Source organism: Fictibacillus sp. 26RED30 (genome assembly GCF_015903845.1).
In the GTDB taxonomy this organism is placed as follows: Bacteria; Bacillota; Bacilli; order Bacillales; family Fictibacillaceae; genus Fictibacillus; species Fictibacillus phosphorivorans.
This window is the reverse complement of record NZ_JACZDV010000001.1, coordinates 2,024,379-2,040,888: the sequence shown is the minus strand read 5'-3', so window position 1 is coordinate 2,040,888 and position 16,510 is coordinate 2,024,379. Positions and strand designations below refer to the sequence as shown.

The following is a 16,510-nucleotide window of genomic DNA, read 5'->3' as shown; positions in this document are numbered from 1 at the left end:
TTTTTCTCAGGAGAGTACATGTGTTCCTGACATGTACTCTCTTTTTTGCCATGAAAAGGGCAGTTGGGAATTTTTATAATGTAAAAAGAAATCAGAAAATGTCGAAAAAAGAATATTTTCTATTGATATAAAATATTTTGTCCCTTAAGATAGATATTACAGAAAGATTTCAAAATATTAAGGCTTGAAACATTTGGGGGAGGTGTTTGTAATGTTGCGCTATATTACACAGCGAATTCTATATATGCTTTTAACTTTGCTGATCATTGCAACGATTACATTCTTTTTAATGAAGCTGTTACCGGGTTCTCCATTTAACAATCAAGATAAGTTAACGGAAACTCAAAGGTACGCATTAAATGAAAAATACGGGTTAAATGACCCGGTGCCTGTTCAGTACATCAACTATATTACGAAATTGGCACAGGGTGATTTAGGATATACGTTTCAGTTTGATGGACGTACCGTCAATTCATTGATTGTCAATGGTATGGGACCATCAGCTACTGTTGGTTTTGAAGCGTTATTGTTCGGGACTATTGTCGGACTGTTGCTGGGTATTTTGGCTGCGTTAAGGCATAATACATTCTTGGATTACGGGGCTATGGTTATAGCTGTATTCGGAATAGCAATACCATCGTTTGTATTTGCAGGACTTTTGCAATACTACGTAGGTGTTAAACTTGGATGGCTTCCAGTTGCATTCTGGAACGGTCCGGAATACCACATCATGCCAGCATTCTCTTTATCCGTTGGAGTTATTGCTACAGTAGCTCGTTTCATGCGTACTGAAATGCTAGAGATACTAGGAACAGATTACATCCTTATGGCACGTTCAAAAGGAGTAAGCAAATCCGCTGTAATATTTAAACACTCAGTAAGAAATAGTTTAATACCTATCGTAACAATTCTCGGGCCAATGGCAATCGGTCTAATTACAGGATCTTTAGTAATTGAAAATATTTTTGCGATACCTGGTATTGGAGAACAGTTTGTTAAAGCTATCACGGTAAATGATTACCCAGTAATTATGGGTACTACTATTTTTTATAGTTTCTTAATCGTTTCCATTATTTTAATTGTAGATATCTTATACGGCATCATTGATCCACGTATTCGTGTAGCAGGAGGCAAATCATAATGAGTATGTCAGAACGCAAACTAACACCAGATTTATTCCGCCCAGCGAATCTTAATTCAGACAAAGCAGAAGAAATTTCTAAACCAAGCTTAAGCTTTTGGCAAGATGCCTTTAGACGTCTTAAACAAAACAAAGGTGCAATGTTAGGCCTTTTCGCTATCGTGTTCATCATAGTGTTTTCATTGATTGCACCTACATTTACAAAGTATGGAATAGATGATCAAGAACTAATGAGATCTAACTTACCACCCAAAATTCCTGGGCTTGAAAAAATTGAGTTTCTTGGAGTAAATGGTGTAGACATTAGAGATGTGAATCAATATGAAATGAAGAATGTTCCGAAAGATGACTACTTCTGGTTCGGTACAGATAGCTTAGGACGAGATCAGTGGACTAGGGTTTGGAAAGGGACGCAGATTTCTTTATACATTGCATTTTTAGCATCAGCAATTGAATTAATTATCGGAGTTGTTTATGGTGGGGTTTCTGCATTTTACGGTGGAAGAACAGATGACATCATGCAGCGTATCGTAGAAATTTTATATGGTATTCCTAACTTGGTGGTAATCATCTTGTTCATCATCATACTAGACCCAGGGATACTCTCTATAACACTCGCATTAGTAATTACAGGTTGGATAGGTATGTCACGTATCGTACGGGCACAGATCATATCATTAAAGAATCGTGAGTTTGTTTTAGCATCCAGAACACTCGGATCAACTAATGGTAGATTAATTTCTAAGCATCTATTACCAAACACACTAGGTGCAATTATCGTTACAAGTACGTTCACTATTCCTGGGGCAATATTCTTTGAATCATTCTTAAGCTTTATCGGTTTAGGAATTCAGCCGCCGATCGCTTCCCTAGGATCGTTGATTGCGGATGGGTTTAGATCCATTAGAATCTATCCTCACTTAGCAATCTATCCTGCTTCAGTATTATGTATACTGATGATCAGCTTTAACCTTCTTGGTGATGGTCTTCGTGACGCGCTTGATCCTAAGATGAGAAGATAGGAAGGGGATTATATAAATGGAAAAACTATTAGAGTTAGAAAACATACATGTCTCCTTCCAGACGTATGGGGGAGAAGTTAAGGCCGTTCGTGGCGTTAGCTTTACATTAGATAAAGGTGAATCACTTGCTATCGTTGGTGAATCTGGTTCAGGTAAATCAGTAACATCTAAATCAATCATGAGACTTTTACCAAATAAAATTGGTTCGATCAAGCAAGGGTCGATTAAGTTTCAAGGGAAAGACCTTGCAAAAGCATCAGAACGTGAGATGGAAAAAATTCGTGGTGCTGAAATCTCGATGATCTTCCAAGATCCTATGACATCTCTTAACCCGACGATGACAATCGGTAAACAGATTATGGAAGGTCTACGTAAGCACCAAAACATGAGCAAGAGTGAAGCAAAAGAACGTTCTATCAACTTACTAAAACTTGTTGGTATTCCTAATCCTGAGCTTCGTGTGGATGAATATCCTCACCAATTTTCAGGTGGAATGCGTCAGCGTGTAGTTATCGCAATTGCACTATCTTGTAACCCAAAAGTATTAATCGCTGATGAACCTACAACAGCGCTAGATGTTACTATCCAAGCTCAGATTCTTGACTTGATGCGTGATCTACAAGATAAAACAGGTACAGCGATTATCCTGATCACACATGATCTTGGAGTTGTAGCTAACTTAGCTCAACGTGTAGCTGTAATGTACGGTGGTATGATCGTTGAGACTGGAACAGTTGATGAAATCTTTTATAAGCCGAAACACCCGTACACTTGGGGATTATTGGCTTCAATGCCGAAGATAAATGCAGAATCAAAAGAACTTTTAGCGATTCCAGGAACACCGCCTGATCTAATGAATCCTCCAAAGGGATGTCCGTTTGCAGCGCGTTGTCCATATGCAATGGAAGTTTGTTTGGAGAATATGCCTGAAGCTACAGATGTATCTTCTTCTCACAAAGCAGCTTGCTGGTTATTAGATGAGCGGGCGCCAAAAGTTGAACCGCCGGAAGAGGCATTAGTTGGGGGTGCTCGATAATGGCAGTAGTAGAAAGAGAAAAATTATTAGAAGTAAAAAATCTTAAAAAGTATTTCCCAGCTGGAAAAAAGGGCGTACTAAAAGCTGTAGATGATGTTTCCTTTGATATTTATAAAGGAGAAACACTTGGACTTGTAGGTGAGTCAGGTTGTGGTAAATCTACAACTGGACGTACAATTATTCGTCTATATGATGCTACTGATGGTGAAGTTTTTTACGAAGGCGATGATGTTCATGATAAAAAGTCTCGTTCTGAATTAAAGAAATTTAACCGCAAAATGCAAATGATCTTCCAAGATCCATACGCTTCTCTTAATCCGCGTATGACCGTTAAGGATATTATTGCTGAAGGTATCGATATCCACGGATTGGCGAAAACAAAGAAAGACCGTGAAAATCGAGTTTATGAACTACTTGAAACAGTAGGATTAAATAAAGAACACGCAAACCGCTACCCGCATGAATTCTCAGGTGGACAGCGTCAACGTATCGGTATTGCTCGTGCACTAGCCGTAGATCCAGACTTTATTATTGCCGATGAGCCGATTTCAGCTCTAGACGTATCGATTCAAGCGCAAGTTGTTAACTTGATGATGGAACTGCAAAAAGAACGTGGACTTACTTACCTATTTATTGCCCATGATCTATCTATGGTTAAACATATTTCTGATCGTGTAGGTGTAATGTACCTAGGTAATATCGTAGAGCTAACAACAAGTGATGAGCTTTATGAAGAGCCGCTTCACCCGTATACACAAGCTCTTTTATCAGCGATTCCAGTTCCAGATCCTGAACTTGAAAGAAGCCGTGAACGTATCATCTTAGAGGGAGATGTTCCGAGTCCGATCAATCCTCCAAGTGGCTGCCGTTTCCGTACTCGTTGTCCACATGCAATGGATGTGTGTGCAGCAGTAAAACCTAAATGGCAAGAAGCTAGAGAAGGTCATTGGGTAGCATGTCACCTTTATGATGAAGAAGCTGTAAAGCAACAGAATTAACACATTTAAAACGATCTCCTATAATACAGGAGGTCGTTTTTATGTTAAACTAATAGAAGTGTGTAAAGCGTATACAATTCTTTATACATCCCTAATAATTGATCGAGAAGCAGAAATGGGGTAGAACAATATGAACCTTAGTTTTATAGTAGATAGCGCAAGTGACCTTAAAATAGATCTTGAGAAACTGGATTATTCGTTAACCGTTGTACCTTTGAATGTACAATTTGGAGAAGACCATTATTTAGATGGCGTGAACATTACTGAAGATGAATTTTATAAACGTATGAGTATGGAACCAGAACTTCCTAAAACAAGTCAGCCCTCTCCACAATCTTTTTATGAAGCCTTTCAAAAAGAAGTAGATAAAGGGCATGATGTCCTATACATCGGCATCTCATCTAACTTAAGTGGAACGGTTCAAAGTGCTACGATCGGTAAGAGCATGTTAACTGAAGAAGAACAAGAAAAAGTGATCATTCTAGATTCCGGTATCGCTTCAGGTGGTGTGCAAATTTTACTAAATGAAGCGATTCAATTAGCACGTGAAGGAAAAGCTTTAACTGAAATCGTGAGTAACTTAGAGAAGACGAAGTCGGGCATTAAAGCGTATGTACTGCTTGAAACGTTAGAAAACTTGAAAAAAGGTGGAAGAATATCTGCTGTTCAAGGTGCTATCGCAGGAATGCTAAATATTAAACCGATGATTTCAATCATTGATGGTGTTGTTGAAACCATTGGAAAATTTAGAGGAAGTAAGAAGGGTCTTTCGAAAATGAAAGAATATATTTCTGAATGGAAAGCAGAAAATCCTGAGAAAACACTTTACCTCATTCATAGTTTTCCTTCTACTGATGAAGTGATAAAGGAATTTGAAGAATTATTCTCATTATCTAGTTTCCCAAAAGTGATCTATACTCGATTTGGAAGCACGATCGGAACATATTCGAGTGAAAAGGCTATTGGATTTGTAGCTTACTAAAAATAATATGTAAGAATGTTAAAAACACTCTTTTCCTTTCTTAGGAAACAGAGTGTTTTACTTTTTCTTCTTCATGATATTCATCTACCATTTCATCTAATTTTTTGATCATGGTTATAGCTTTCATATCACTAATCGTACGATAGTGGTGGCTTCCGCCTGGTTCTTCATCTGCTTCGTCAGCTAAAGCAACAACTTTTTGCAACGGATTAAGGTTTAGCGAGCCAGCAGGGAGATAAGAATCGGTGTGCAGTAAGATGGCAAGAGCAATTTCCTTTGCATTTTTACGGTCTTCACCTAAAGATACTAATATACGATGTGCGCGTTCTGCACCTTTAATCGCATGAATATCATTTTCTTTGTACATGTCATAGTCCCAATGACCATTCTTATACCATGTATAGTGACCGATATCATGAAGAAAAGCAGCCTTTGTCGATAAATCAGGATTCACATCATATTTTTGAGACAAACGGTATGCATGATAAGCTGTTGAGATGGCATGAACCATTCCTGACCGCTTTACATATTTTTGAACATGAGGATGATTATATAGATCAAGTAAGCTAATATTTCGCATATGATTTCTCCTTTCTCTAAAAATGTATATTGTTATATACATTAACACCATTTGGACAATTTATCAACTAAAACAACCAAAAAAAGAAGCGAAATCGCTTCTTCTTTTGTTGCTAAGCTATAGAGAGGATTACTTTTTAAAGTACTCATCCCAACGATCTGTCACTAATTTATCAATATCCTCACGAGTTTCAACCACATCCGGATAGAATGGCTTCATTCGCGCATCAATAATAATTGTACCTTCATATTTAATACGATTTCTGTCTATCGTGCTTTTTGCATAAACATCATAAGCTGGATCAAATCGTGTAAAGGTTGTCCACAAAAATTCAGCCTGTGTTGCTGCAATGGATGCATCATCAACTAGAAAAACTAACGGCCAATCTTTGAAAGAGTCGTGACCATTCTCAAGCAGTTTTTCTGCAAAGTCAGGTGCTTCTTCAAATGATGGTCCACTTACCGTTAAACACCCACCACAAAATACGCCAACGTCATGGATGCCTGAAATGGTACCACCATCATAAGTGCGTTTAAGTTCGCGGACAGGTTCACCTAATCCAGTCATGATTGCTTTTGAACCTGTATTGAACTTACGGCCGGTATAATCAAGTGTATCCATAGAAGTATCATGGATAATCAAAAGGTCACGTTCAGGAAGAAACCTCTCAAGTACCCCTTCTGCAAGTTCTGCGAAATTTTGAAGGTTTACAGGCTTATTTGTTACCATCAGAAACTTAGTAAGCGTCAGCTGCCCTTCACCCATGATACGGAAAGCGTGCGCTAAACCTTCTTTATAGTAGGATTCACGAACAACAGCCCCTGCGAGCGCATGAAAGCCTGTTTCTGCATATGTCCAAAGATCTCGTACTCCGTTCATAACAACAGGGAAAAGTGGACTCATTAACCTTTGGAGGTATTCTCCAATGAAATAATCTTCTTGTTTTGGTTTTCCAACTACCGTTGCAGGATAGATGGCATCTTTTCGCTTCCACATCTTATCAACATTGAATACTGGAAAATCATGTGCCCATGAATAGTAGCCATAATGATCTCCGAATGGTCCTTCAGGTTCTCGAACATGTGGTGGAACAACTCCACCAAACGCAAACTCAGCCTCTGCAATTAAAGGATGCGGATGGCCATCAACATGCGCAAGACTTAACTTCTCTCCCATTAACATCGAAGAAAACATAAGTTCAGGAACTGCTTCAGGAAGTGGAGCGATGGCTGAAATCATTAGAGAAGGAGGTCCGCCTAGAAACAGTGTAACAGGTAATGCTTCGTTTTTTTGTTCAGCGGCATAATGATGGAAGCCTCCACCTTTATGAATCTGCCAGTGAATACCCGTTTTGTTTTTCTCTTTGATCTCAATTCTGTACATACCGAGATTATGCTCATGTTTATCTGGATGTTCCGTATACACGAGTGGCAGAGTTACGAACGGATTGCTGTCTAAATGCCAGCCAGTTAATGCAGGCAAGTCTTCCATGTTAACATTTGTTGTAAAAGTTTCTAATAAAGGAGCTTTATTTTTTTTCACTGCTTTCGTGCCAAGTGATAATACATCTTTGATCATGCCTTTTTTCTTCCATAAGACAGAAGGGGAGGGAGGCATTAACTCATCGATCGACCCTACTAGTTCTTTTACTAACTGCTCTGGTTTTGGACCAAAAGCCATGTCTACTCGTTTTATTGTTCCAAAAAGATTTGTTACAACAGGAATATTCTTACCTTTAACATTTGTGAACAGAAGAGCTGGTCCTTCTTCTGAGATCACACGTCTATGGATTTCAGGGATTTCTAGATAAGGATCAACTTCTGTGTGGATTTCTACAATTTCTTTTTCAGCTCTTAACTGGTTGATGAAAGTTCTAAGGTTTTTATGCATTTGAACACCTCTATTATGTATGCTACCCTTATATTATAAAGTAGTTCGGACTTGAAATGTAAAAAACAACCCAAAATTCACGGGTTGTTCGCATTTTATCTTCTTTTAACAGGTCTCCAGTTTTCTTGAAAAGACTTCGATTTATCCACAAAATGAAAAACTTTTTTACCGCCGAACAATTTTACAGCAATGAATTGGGAGATGCTTCCCATGAGTGCTGTGATTCCAACTACACAAAGTGCCAGCAACGTTAAATCGGTAAAGAATGAAATCAAATGAGGACTCCTCCTTTTCGCAACGAGTTCACCACGTACTTCTTTCTTTATTGTATCTCATGATAACAAAGGAAGAAAGAGGGAAAACTATATAATATCACCAAAAATTTAAGGAGCTGATGGGGAAAAAATGAACTGGTATGAGAAGTTAAATCAATATTTTCCGATTGAAGAGATGAAATCTAAAGAGCATATGGAATTATTACTAGACGAAAAGAGTGACATCTATCACAAAGATGAAGGTCAGTATCACGTACTGATGTATGTTGAATTAACCGACTTTGTATTTATTGATTATTTATTTGTGTCAAAAGATGCTAGAGGGCAAGGACTCGGTCATAAGCTTATTGAAAAGTTAAAAGAAAAGGGAAAACCAATCATTTTAGAAGTTGAGCCAGTCGATTATGAAGATACGGATACAGAAAAGAGATTGCGATTCTACACGCGTGAAGGATTTGAACATGCCTCTAGCATTGGATATAGAAGACGTTCACTTGCTACGAATGAAGTAAATGAGATGGAGATCCTTTATTGGACACCAACAGAAGAATCTGAAGAAACTATTTATGAAAACATGAAAAAGACGTATAATGAAATACACACGTACAAGGATAGTGAATTGTACGGTAAGTCCTATCAGCCTGCAAGTGAAGTGCTAACTTTAGATACAGAGAATTCAGTACCTAAACCTGAGATCGTTGATGATGAGTCATCAGATGCTTCAGGAAAACCTGCTTCCGAGTAATAATATTTTCCTTTTTGAAGGAGGATGAGGCGTTATGAAACAAAAGGACAAAAAGAAAAAAACAAAACGAGAACTATGGAAAGAAATGCTTAAGAAAAATCTTAAGAGATTCAAACCAAGCATTTCTAGAAAAGGCCCTGCTTCACAAGTAAAAAAAACGATCGCATAAGATAGGGCTGTTAGAAGGAAGGTAAACTTTCTTCTAACAGCCCTCATTTTTTTATATGAATGATTAAGTTTTTTCTATTTCTACTGAGACTAGTATTAAACTCATCTTAAGTAAACATTCAAAATATTAATTCATAAAACTTATTATTTTTTATGTTTTATGAAACTTATTCTTGGGTAATACGTCTATATATATGTTGAAACGGAAAAGTTGTGTAGAATATTTGTAGATGTATTACATTTGTATGACAAATTCGTAAAAATGTACAAAAGTCTGTATAACCTCTACCGAAAATGTAAAATGTGTAGTATACTATTAATGATGATTTAATAACTTTTTTAAAGTACCTAAATCAGAGAGAGGGGAAGGAGAGTTCCACTATGGTCACACTATTTACTTCGCCGAGCTGTACATCATGCCGTAAAGCAAAAGCATGGTTAAAAGAGAATGACATTCCTTATCAAGAAAGAAATATCTTTTCAGAACCTTTATCAATAGAAGAAGTTAAACAAATCTTGAGAATGACAGAGGACGGTACTGACGAGATTATTTCTACTCGTTCTAAAACGTTCCAGGAACTTAACATCAATCTCGAATCCATGCCTTTGCAAGATTTATACCAATTGATTGCAGATCATCCTGGATTATTACGCAGACCTATTATCTTGGATGAAAAACGTTTGCAAGTTGGATATAACGAAGACGAAATTCGTCGTTTCTTACCAAGACGTGTACGTACATTTCAGCTTATGGAAGCACAGCGTCTTGTTAATGAATAATAGAAAAACTTCCACTATCTTATAGTGGGAGTTTTTTATTGTTTTGTTCCAAAAAAGGAAGTCCGTGCGCTATCGCAAGGACTTCCTTTTTACCTATCTTGCACGTTTCTTTTTAAACGTATTCGTCAGAATTCCTGCAAGAATTACTCCAACAACTAAAAATACGTATAAGCCGTATTTCAGTATATCATTTCCTTCAAATACAGAATGAATCATCCGCTCTTCTACGATCATTCCTGCTGATGTAAAGGCAAGTACTCCAGCACCAATGTAAATTAAAACAGGGAATCTTTCCATAAAGTGCAATATTATTTTACTTCCCCATATAATAATAGGAACAGATACTAACAGACCGATAACAACCAAAACGATATTCCCATGTGCAGCACCAGCAACGGCGAGTACATTATCAAGTCCCATTGCAATATCAGCAAAAACGATGGTTTTTACAGCGTCAGATAAGTTCTTGCCGGCTTTGACATCAAGCTCATCATCTTCTTCTAGGATTAGCTTATAAGCAATAATTAGAAGTAAAATTCCTCCTGCTAAATATAAGAAAGGAATATTTAATAAATAAACAGCTACAATGGTTAGTACTACACGAACAACAATAGCAAGTCCAGTCCCTAAGAAAATAGCTTTATTTCTTTGAGCTTCTGGTAAGTTTCTACTGGCAAGGGCAATTACTATAGCGTTGTCTCCGCCAAGAAGGATATCAATTGCGATGATCTGCAACAGTGATATCAGAAATTCTGTTTCCAAACGTAAACCCCCCGTAAATAATGAAATTTCACTTGTGTTATGGTACAATATGTTAACCTTAAAGACCTTTGAATTATAGTCCAGCTTGACCTGCTCCGTCAAGTTGAGAGCTTGAGATTCATCGCGTGCACAGGTTCAAAAAAGGGCAGTTTATACAGGCCTTTTTTATTTCCATATTTTCCGTTTTGTCATAGAATAAGGTACAAGAGGTTTAATTGTGATTGATGTAATTTTCGACGGAGAACATTTGGAAATAAGATTTGCTTTTTTCTAGGGGTATTTATCCCTTCACGAACAAACCGGAGAGAAGGGAGAGAAGCAGGATGGAAATTGAAAGAGTGAATGAGTTCACCATTAAATTTTTCATTACGTACAGAGATATTGAAGACCGCGGTTTCGATCGTGAAGAAATATGGTCTGATCGCGAAAGAGGAGAAGAACTCTTTTGGGAAATGATGGACGAAGCACATCAGCAAGAGCAGTTTCCATTAGAAGGTCCACTGTGGATTCAAGTTCAGGCTCTGGATAAAGGTCTCGAAATTATTGTAACTCGTGCTCAAATGTCCAAAGACGGAAAAAAAATTGAGCTTCCTATAGGCGATGATAAATTGGATTTACCGGTTGATCAAAATATTGAACAAATATTGGATCAACAGTTTCAAGCGGAAGAAGACTTTGATGAATTAGAAGAAACAGAAGAAGACTATTTATCCTTCCTCATTTCTTTTGGAGATTTTGAAGATGTTATCTCTTTAAGTCATACCATTGATTCTTCGTCTTTTGAGAATTCGCTGTTTCATTTCGAGGGTAAATATTATTTGTATGTGACATTTAATGTAGAAACTTCAGATCGAGAACAAGACGACCTACTAGCCCAACTATTGGAATACGGTAACGACTCTGATCTATCTGTTTACCGCATACAAGAGTATGGAAAGACGATTGTCGCAGAAGAGGCATTAGATCACGTACAACAATATTTTAAATTATAAGAGATCACCGATTTCAGCTATTTTGAAATCGGTTTTTGTTTTTTTTATAAGAAGTTTTGAACAAAAATGATAGAGATTCATAACCGATTAGAGAAAGTGAAGATGTGAAGTTTCTACAATCTTCGTTCATCATGATGATTATGGAGGTGAGACGGATTGTTAGTCGCTCTTTTTAATGATCAGTATGTTGATATGGTTGGAGAAACGACGAAGGAAGAATGGTATCAAAAAAAGAAGTCTGGAAATTTACGCTGTCCAGTCTGTCAAAATAAAGTCATACCGAAATGTGGAACCAAAAAGACATGGCATTTTGCTCATCATTCTTTTAAAGAATGTAATGGATATCATGAAGGAGAAACCGATTATCATCTGCTAGGAAAAAAAGGATTATATAAATGGTTTATTAATGTAGATGAAGAACCAATTCTTGAATATTATTTACGGGATATTCATCAGCGTCCAGATTTGTTTCTCGAAAAATATCAGCATGCTATTGAGTTTCAATGTGCAACAGTCACAGGCAATGATCTGAGAAAAAGAATAACAGGATTTGAGTCTCTAAACATGGAATCCGACTGGATTTTTGGTATGAAACGTATAAAGCAAAAAGGACCAAATTTATTCTATATTCAAAGCTCTGATCTATCCGCAGCAAAAAAGGATGACAATGGCCACTTATATCTCAATTACTATTGTCCCCTTAAAGAACAATTTCTGCTGCTTAGAAATATAATTCCTCTTTCACAAACAAAAACTGCTGCTTATGCACATGCGTTCTCAACGAAAAATTTCACGGATATACAATGTTTATCAAAAACATTTACGAATTTAAAACAGGATAACTTAAATTATAACGCTTTATGGAATAAACAAAAAACGACATGGAGAATGACGGCTTTTAAGAATAATTCTCCTAGTGTTATGTATTTTAAAAAAGTTTTATATTTTAATCACCGTTCCTTAACTGTGTTTCCCTCTATTGCGGGTATCCCTTCAAAAGATTACTATCACATCGAAACATCATCTTACTTGTGGCAAACGTATATGCTGTTCTTGATTGAACAGTTGCCGACTTCACTATTCTCCTTAAATTTTATACACTTGGAATTTCAAAGATTGCTGCATAAACGAATTCTGCAAAATAGAGATTTTCCTTATCTTAATGAATCTTGGAAAGATGCAATCCATGGCTACCTAGATTTTTTAGTCAACCACCTGCTCATAGAAAAAGTGTCAGAAGGAACATTTAGAAAGCTGCAGCGTGTTCACTATCCAAAAACGTTGGATGAGGCGTTTAAACTAGACGAAATTTTCAGTGAAAAGTTGTAATTTTTGACTTTGCTTAAGCATTTTCTGGTAATATGTAGATATACATGAGGAGAAAGTATTCCTACTATTCTCTTTAATTTACTTGGAGGTGTATGTATGTCTCAAACTAAAATGAAATCATTGCCAAAACGTAATGAAGTCCCTGTTTCAGATACGTGGGATTTAGAAGCAATATATGCGTCAGATGATGTATGGGAAAAAGAATTCAATGAAACGAAAAACCTGTTGCCTGAACTAAAATCTTTTCAAGGAAAACTTGGAGAATCGGCGGAAACCCTTTTTTCATATCTTCAAAAACAAGACGAAGTAACGAAAAAGCTTGGTAAACTTTATACATATGCTCATATGAGATACGATCAAGATACAACGAACTCCATGTACCAAGGTTTGAATGACCGTGCTTCGAACTTAGCAACTCAAGTAAGTAGTACAGTCTCATTTGCAGTACCAGAAATTCTATCTCTATCTGAGGACGCGTTGGTTCAATTCTTACAAAGTCACGAACCATTAAAGTTATATAAACAAGCGTTAGATGAGATTAATCGTCAGCGTCCTCACGTACTTTCGAAAGAAGAAGAAGCACTCTTAGCAGATGTTAGAGAAGTAGCTAATACTTCAAGCAATACATTCGGTATGCTGAATAACGCTGACCTTAAATTCCCGGTTATTAAAGACGAGAACGGGGAAGAAATCGAAGTAACACATGGACGTTATATCCGCTTTTTAGAAAGCTCAGATCGTAGAGTAAGAGAAGATGCTTTCAAAGCTGTATATGGCACATATGATTCTTACAAAAATACATTTGCAAGCACTCTTGCAGGAACGGTAAAGCGAGATAATTTCTTTGCAAAAACTAGAAAGTTTAGTTCAGCTCGTGAAGCAGCATTGAACAACAATAATATTCCTGAAGCAGTTTATGATAATTTAGTAAAGACAGTAAATGATAACCTTGGATTATTGCATCGTTATGTTCGTTTGCGTAAAAAAGCGCTTGGACTTGATGAACTTCATATGTATGATCTTTATACGCCACTTGTAAAAGATGCAAAAATGGAAGTGAGCTTTAAAGAGGCTCAGCAGCTAGTATTAGACAGTTTAGATCCGATGGGCGATGAGTATAAAGAGATCGTAAAAGAGGGCTATGAGAAGCGTTGGATAGATGTACATGAGAACGCAGGTAAACGAAGTGGTGCCTATTCATCTGGTGCTTATGGAACAATGCCATATATTCTAATGAACTGGCAAGATAACGTAAACAACTTGTTCACACTCACGCATGAGATCGGACATTCTGTTCATAGTTACTACACACGTGAGAATCAACCTTATCCTTATGCGGATTACTCAATCTTTGTTGCAGAGGTTGCGTCTACTTGTAATGAAGCTTTGTTGAATCATTATATGTTAGAGAAAACATCTGATAAAAAAGAAAAGTTGTACTTGTTGAATCACCATTTAGAAGGCTTTAGAGGTACTGTTTTCCGTCAGACGATGTTTGCAGAATTCGAACAAGAGATTCATGTTCGGGCAGCGAATGGTGAGCCGCTAACGCCAGAACTATTAACGAAGATCTATTACGATCTAAATGTTAAATATTTCGGTGATGATCTAGTGATTGATAAAGAGATTGGTCTAGAGTGGGCTAGAATTCCTCATTTCTATTACAATTTCTATGTTTATCAATACGCAACTGGATTTAGCGCGGCAGCTTCCTTGTCTAAACAGATATTAGATGAAGGAAAACCAGCTGTTGATCGTTACCTAGATTTCTTAAAAGCAGGAAGCTCTGATTATCCGATCGAAGTATTGAAAAAAGCTGGTGTGGATATGACTACACCAGAACCAATTGAAAATGCTCTTAAAGTTTTTGAATCCATTCTTGATGAGATGGAAGAACTGCTTTTTGAGAAGTAAACACAAAAAATCCTGTCCAGAACTCTGGGCAGGATTTTGTTATGTTTGTTCTAGCCTATTCTTCTTAGTTTTGATCGGTAGTTATAACACAGTGTTGTTAAAAGTACGGCGATAAAGAGTCCTGGAATCGCTAAAATTTTTGGTGCCATGTTTAACAGAGAGAGCACAAAGAAATAAAAACTCCCTGCAAGTGAAAGTAAACTCACCAAAATCATAATCAAATACATAAAATTCTCCCTCCCTTTGTACATGTTTATTCATGTAGAGGAAGGATATGCAAAGCGTGTCCGAATATTAAAGGCTCTTCTCTACAAACTGTTGCTCTCCTCTAGGTATTTTTCATTTCTCTTCCTATGCAAGTTGATTAAAGCGCAAGGTTGCCGACTCCTATATGGATCGAGCGATCAGTCTGAAATGAGGAAGTGGCTCGTTCATCTCGACAAGCAAAAGTAACTCAAATAAAAAAAAACCGCTGAACATGATCAGCGGTTGGGGAGGTATCTCCAAAATGTTCCGTACTTTACAGGGACTCGTTCAACCTTTTGCTGCAATACGAGACGTTTTAATCTCTTTTCTGCTTCTTCACAACTAATCTGATATACAACTGAAACCTCTTTTGTTGCTACAAATGAGTAAGAAGAAAGAAAGTCTTCTAATTCAGGAAGCGGTGCAGGCTCCAATGGAACCTCAGTCATTTCTTTAAGGATCTGCACATAAACATCATAGGAATAACAGCCAGATATTTTAATTCCATCATCATCTGTTTTGTCATTAAAAACAATGAGTGTTGGGATTTGAGTAACATCCATTTCTTGTGAAAATTTCAAATCACAGCGAAGAGCTTTAATCGTAGCTTCAGATGAAAGATCACTTAAAAATTCATCTTCGTCTAAGTTAACAGAGCGAGCTATATCTAATAATACGTCATCGTTTCCAATGTTTTGTTTGTTTAAGAATAAATTTTCTCTGAGCTTTCTTAAGAACTTCATTCCTTGCTGCTTTCCTTGTAACTCAGCAGCTTTAATAGCTAGCGTTGCTTTATGAGGGGCAGAAATGGGGTTTTCCAACCATACATCTCCATCACAGCTCATACCAGAAAGGGAAGCTGTTTTTTCCCACTTCTCAGCAATTTGTTCAGCGGTGTTAATTCCCTTTTTTCGAGGTACGTACGTATTGAGTGATTCCAGGCTGCCACTAACAAAATGGCGTAATGTGAAATAGTGGCCGTATTGGACTTGTAATTTTTTAATAACAGGCTCTAATGACCAGCATTCTGGGCATAGCGGATCGATGACAGAATAGATTTCCAATGGCTTTTGACAGGCATGGTTTTTGTTGTTCTCTTGTTCGTCATAAAAGGAATTGGAATTATACAGTGTCAGCATTCTCGCCCCTTTCTGAATCCTCCGTATTAACCATATGAAAAGCAGTCATTTTTAATCGGCTTAACAGTATGTTTTGCAATTCAGGTTCTATTTTTTGAATCGTCATCGCTTTTTCCATACAGGCTATCCATGCTTTTGCGTGCACATTTGTTATGGGAAAAGGCATGTGACGCGCTCTAAGCATAGGATGTCCATGTTCCTCAGTATATAGTGGCGGCCCGCCAAAAAACTGGCTTAAAAATTGTGTTTGTTTATAGGCAGTCTCTGTTAAGTCGTCAGGAAAAAGTGGAGAAAGCAATGAATCTTGACTGACTAGATTGTAAAAAGTAGTAACAAGTTTTTCAATACCTTCCTTTTCTCCTAACAGATCATATGGTGTTTTTGATTCGTCAAACATGGTCCAAAAGCTCCTTGCGTCAATTTGTAATTTTATTGTAGCAAGGTTCATGAATAGTAAGCAAACAATATGAATAGAGAAGGATGTTCGTAAGTTTGTAGATCTCCGTAATGC

At 37.1% G+C, this 16,510-nt stretch carries 18 protein-coding genes; 11 read left to right on the top strand and 7 right to left on the bottom strand.

Going from position 1 to position 16,510, the window contains the following annotated elements; genetic code table 11:
• Positions 1–211 precede the first annotated feature (211 nt).
• The 5 genes from opp3b to IHV11_RS10420 all read left to right on the top strand — a co-directional run bounded on the left by opp3b (position 212) and on the right by IHV11_RS10420 (position 5,179).
• The gene (gene opp3b, locus IHV11_RS10440; protein ID WP_197127526.1) at positions 212–1,141 is read left to right on the top strand and encodes an oligopeptide ABC transporter permease; all 930 of its coding nucleotides are present in this window, start codon (positions 212–214) and stop codon (positions 1,139–1,141) included.
• The gene (opp3C, locus tag IHV11_RS10435; protein ID WP_197127527.1) at positions 1,141–2,163 is read left to right on the top strand and encodes an oligopeptide ABC transporter permease; all 1,023 of its coding nucleotides are present in this window, start codon (positions 1,141–1,143) and stop codon (positions 2,161–2,163) included. Before opp3b ends, opp3C begins: the two co-directional genes overlap by 1 nt.
• A 16-nt stretch (positions 2,164–2,179) precedes the next feature.
• Positions 2,180–3,199, top strand: a complete 1,020-nt coding sequence (locus tag IHV11_RS10430; RefSeq protein ID WP_197194557.1) for an ABC transporter ATP-binding protein — start codon at positions 2,180–2,182, stop codon at positions 3,197–3,199.
• Positions 3,199–4,197: an ABC transporter ATP-binding protein gene (locus IHV11_RS10425; protein WP_197127529.1), complete on the top strand. Its 999-nt coding sequence runs from the start codon at positions 3,199–3,201 to the stop codon at positions 4,195–4,197. The genes IHV11_RS10430 and IHV11_RS10425 overlap by 1 nt, the downstream gene beginning before the upstream one ends.
• Positions 4,198–4,327: 130 nt before the next feature.
• Positions 4,328–5,179 carry a DegV family protein gene (locus IHV11_RS10420; protein ID WP_197194556.1) on the top strand — a complete coding sequence of 284 codons (852 nt, stop codon included), beginning with the start codon at positions 4,328–4,330 and terminating at the stop codon, positions 5,177–5,179.
• Positions 5,180–5,219: 40 nt separating this feature from the next.
• Here IHV11_RS10420 and IHV11_RS10415 read toward each other — a convergent pair whose 3' ends face one another.
• From IHV11_RS10415 to IHV11_RS10405, 3 genes are all read right to left on the bottom strand, one after another.
• On the bottom strand, positions 5,220–5,759 hold the full coding sequence (locus IHV11_RS10415) for an HD domain-containing protein (protein ID WP_197194555.1): 540 nt from the start codon (positions 5,757–5,759) through the stop codon (positions 5,220–5,222).
• A gap of 129 nt (positions 5,760–5,888) precedes the next feature.
• Complete coding sequence (locus tag IHV11_RS10410) at positions 5,889–7,649, bottom strand: UbiD family decarboxylase (RefSeq protein WP_197194554.1); 1,761 nt, start codon at positions 7,647–7,649, stop codon at positions 5,889–5,891.
• Positions 7,650–7,744: 95 nt separating this feature from the next.
• The gene (locus IHV11_RS10405) at positions 7,745–7,924 is read right to left on the bottom strand and encodes a hypothetical protein (RefSeq protein ID WP_144701128.1); all 180 of its coding nucleotides are present in this window, start codon (positions 7,922–7,924) and stop codon (positions 7,745–7,747) included.
• A gap of 130 nt (positions 7,925–8,054) precedes the next feature.
• Between IHV11_RS10405 and IHV11_RS10400 the strand changes: the two genes are divergently transcribed.
• The 3 genes from IHV11_RS10400 to spxA all read left to right on the top strand — a co-directional run bounded on the left by IHV11_RS10400 (position 8,055) and on the right by spxA (position 9,617).
• Complete coding sequence (locus tag IHV11_RS10400; RefSeq protein ID WP_197194553.1) at positions 8,055–8,669, top strand: GNAT family N-acetyltransferase; 615 nt, start codon at positions 8,055–8,057, stop codon at positions 8,667–8,669.
• Positions 8,670–8,703: 34 nt separating this feature from the next.
• A complete protein-coding gene (locus IHV11_RS21385; RefSeq protein WP_255520066.1) occupies positions 8,704–8,838 on the top strand; it encodes a hypothetical protein in 135 nt (44 codons plus the stop codon).
• A 380-nt stretch (positions 8,839–9,218) separates the two neighbouring features.
• The gene (gene spxA, locus IHV11_RS10395; RefSeq protein ID WP_066245987.1) at positions 9,219–9,617 is read left to right on the top strand and encodes a transcriptional regulator SpxA; all 399 of its coding nucleotides are present in this window, start codon (positions 9,219–9,221) and stop codon (positions 9,615–9,617) included.
• A gap of 93 nt (positions 9,618–9,710) precedes the next feature.
• Here the strand turns inward: spxA and IHV11_RS10390 are convergent, their stop codons facing one another.
• Entirely contained in the window at positions 9,711–10,379 is a 669-nt protein-coding gene (locus IHV11_RS10390; RefSeq protein ID WP_197194552.1) for a TerC family protein, read from the bottom strand.
• A gap of 323 nt (positions 10,380–10,702) precedes the next feature.
• Here IHV11_RS10390 and mecA point away from each other — a divergent pair, with 323 nt between their 5' ends.
• The 3 genes from mecA to pepF all read left to right on the top strand — a co-directional run bounded on the left by mecA (position 10,703) and on the right by pepF (position 14,614).
• A complete protein-coding gene (gene mecA / locus IHV11_RS10385) occupies positions 10,703–11,371 on the top strand; it encodes an adaptor protein MecA (protein ID WP_197127535.1) in 669 nt (222 codons plus the stop codon).
• Between the two features lie 156 nt (positions 11,372–11,527).
• Entirely contained in the window at positions 11,528–12,700 is a 1,173-nt protein-coding gene (locus IHV11_RS10380) for a competence protein CoiA (RefSeq protein ID WP_197194551.1), read from the top strand.
• A gap of 96 nt (positions 12,701–12,796) precedes the next feature.
• The gene (pepF, locus tag IHV11_RS10375; protein WP_197194550.1) at positions 12,797–14,614 is read left to right on the top strand and encodes an oligoendopeptidase F; all 1,818 of its coding nucleotides are present in this window, start codon (positions 12,797–12,799) and stop codon (positions 14,612–14,614) included.
• A gap of 50 nt (positions 14,615–14,664) precedes the next feature.
• Here pepF and IHV11_RS10370 read toward each other — a convergent pair whose 3' ends face one another.
• From IHV11_RS10370 to IHV11_RS10360, 3 genes are all read right to left on the bottom strand, one after another.
• Positions 14,665–14,841: a hypothetical protein gene (locus tag IHV11_RS10370; protein WP_197127538.1), complete on the bottom strand. Its 177-nt coding sequence runs from the start codon at positions 14,839–14,841 to the stop codon at positions 14,665–14,667.
• A 255-nt stretch (positions 14,842–15,096) separates the two neighbouring features.
• Complete coding sequence (locus IHV11_RS10365; RefSeq protein WP_197194549.1) at positions 15,097–15,999, bottom strand: ClpXP adapter SpxH family protein; 903 nt, start codon at positions 15,997–15,999, stop codon at positions 15,097–15,099.
• Positions 15,983–16,396, bottom strand: a complete 414-nt coding sequence (locus IHV11_RS10360; protein WP_197127540.1) for a globin — start codon at positions 16,394–16,396, stop codon at positions 15,983–15,985. The genes IHV11_RS10365 and IHV11_RS10360 overlap by 17 nt, the downstream gene beginning before the upstream one ends.
• Positions 16,397–16,510 lie beyond the last annotated feature (114 nt).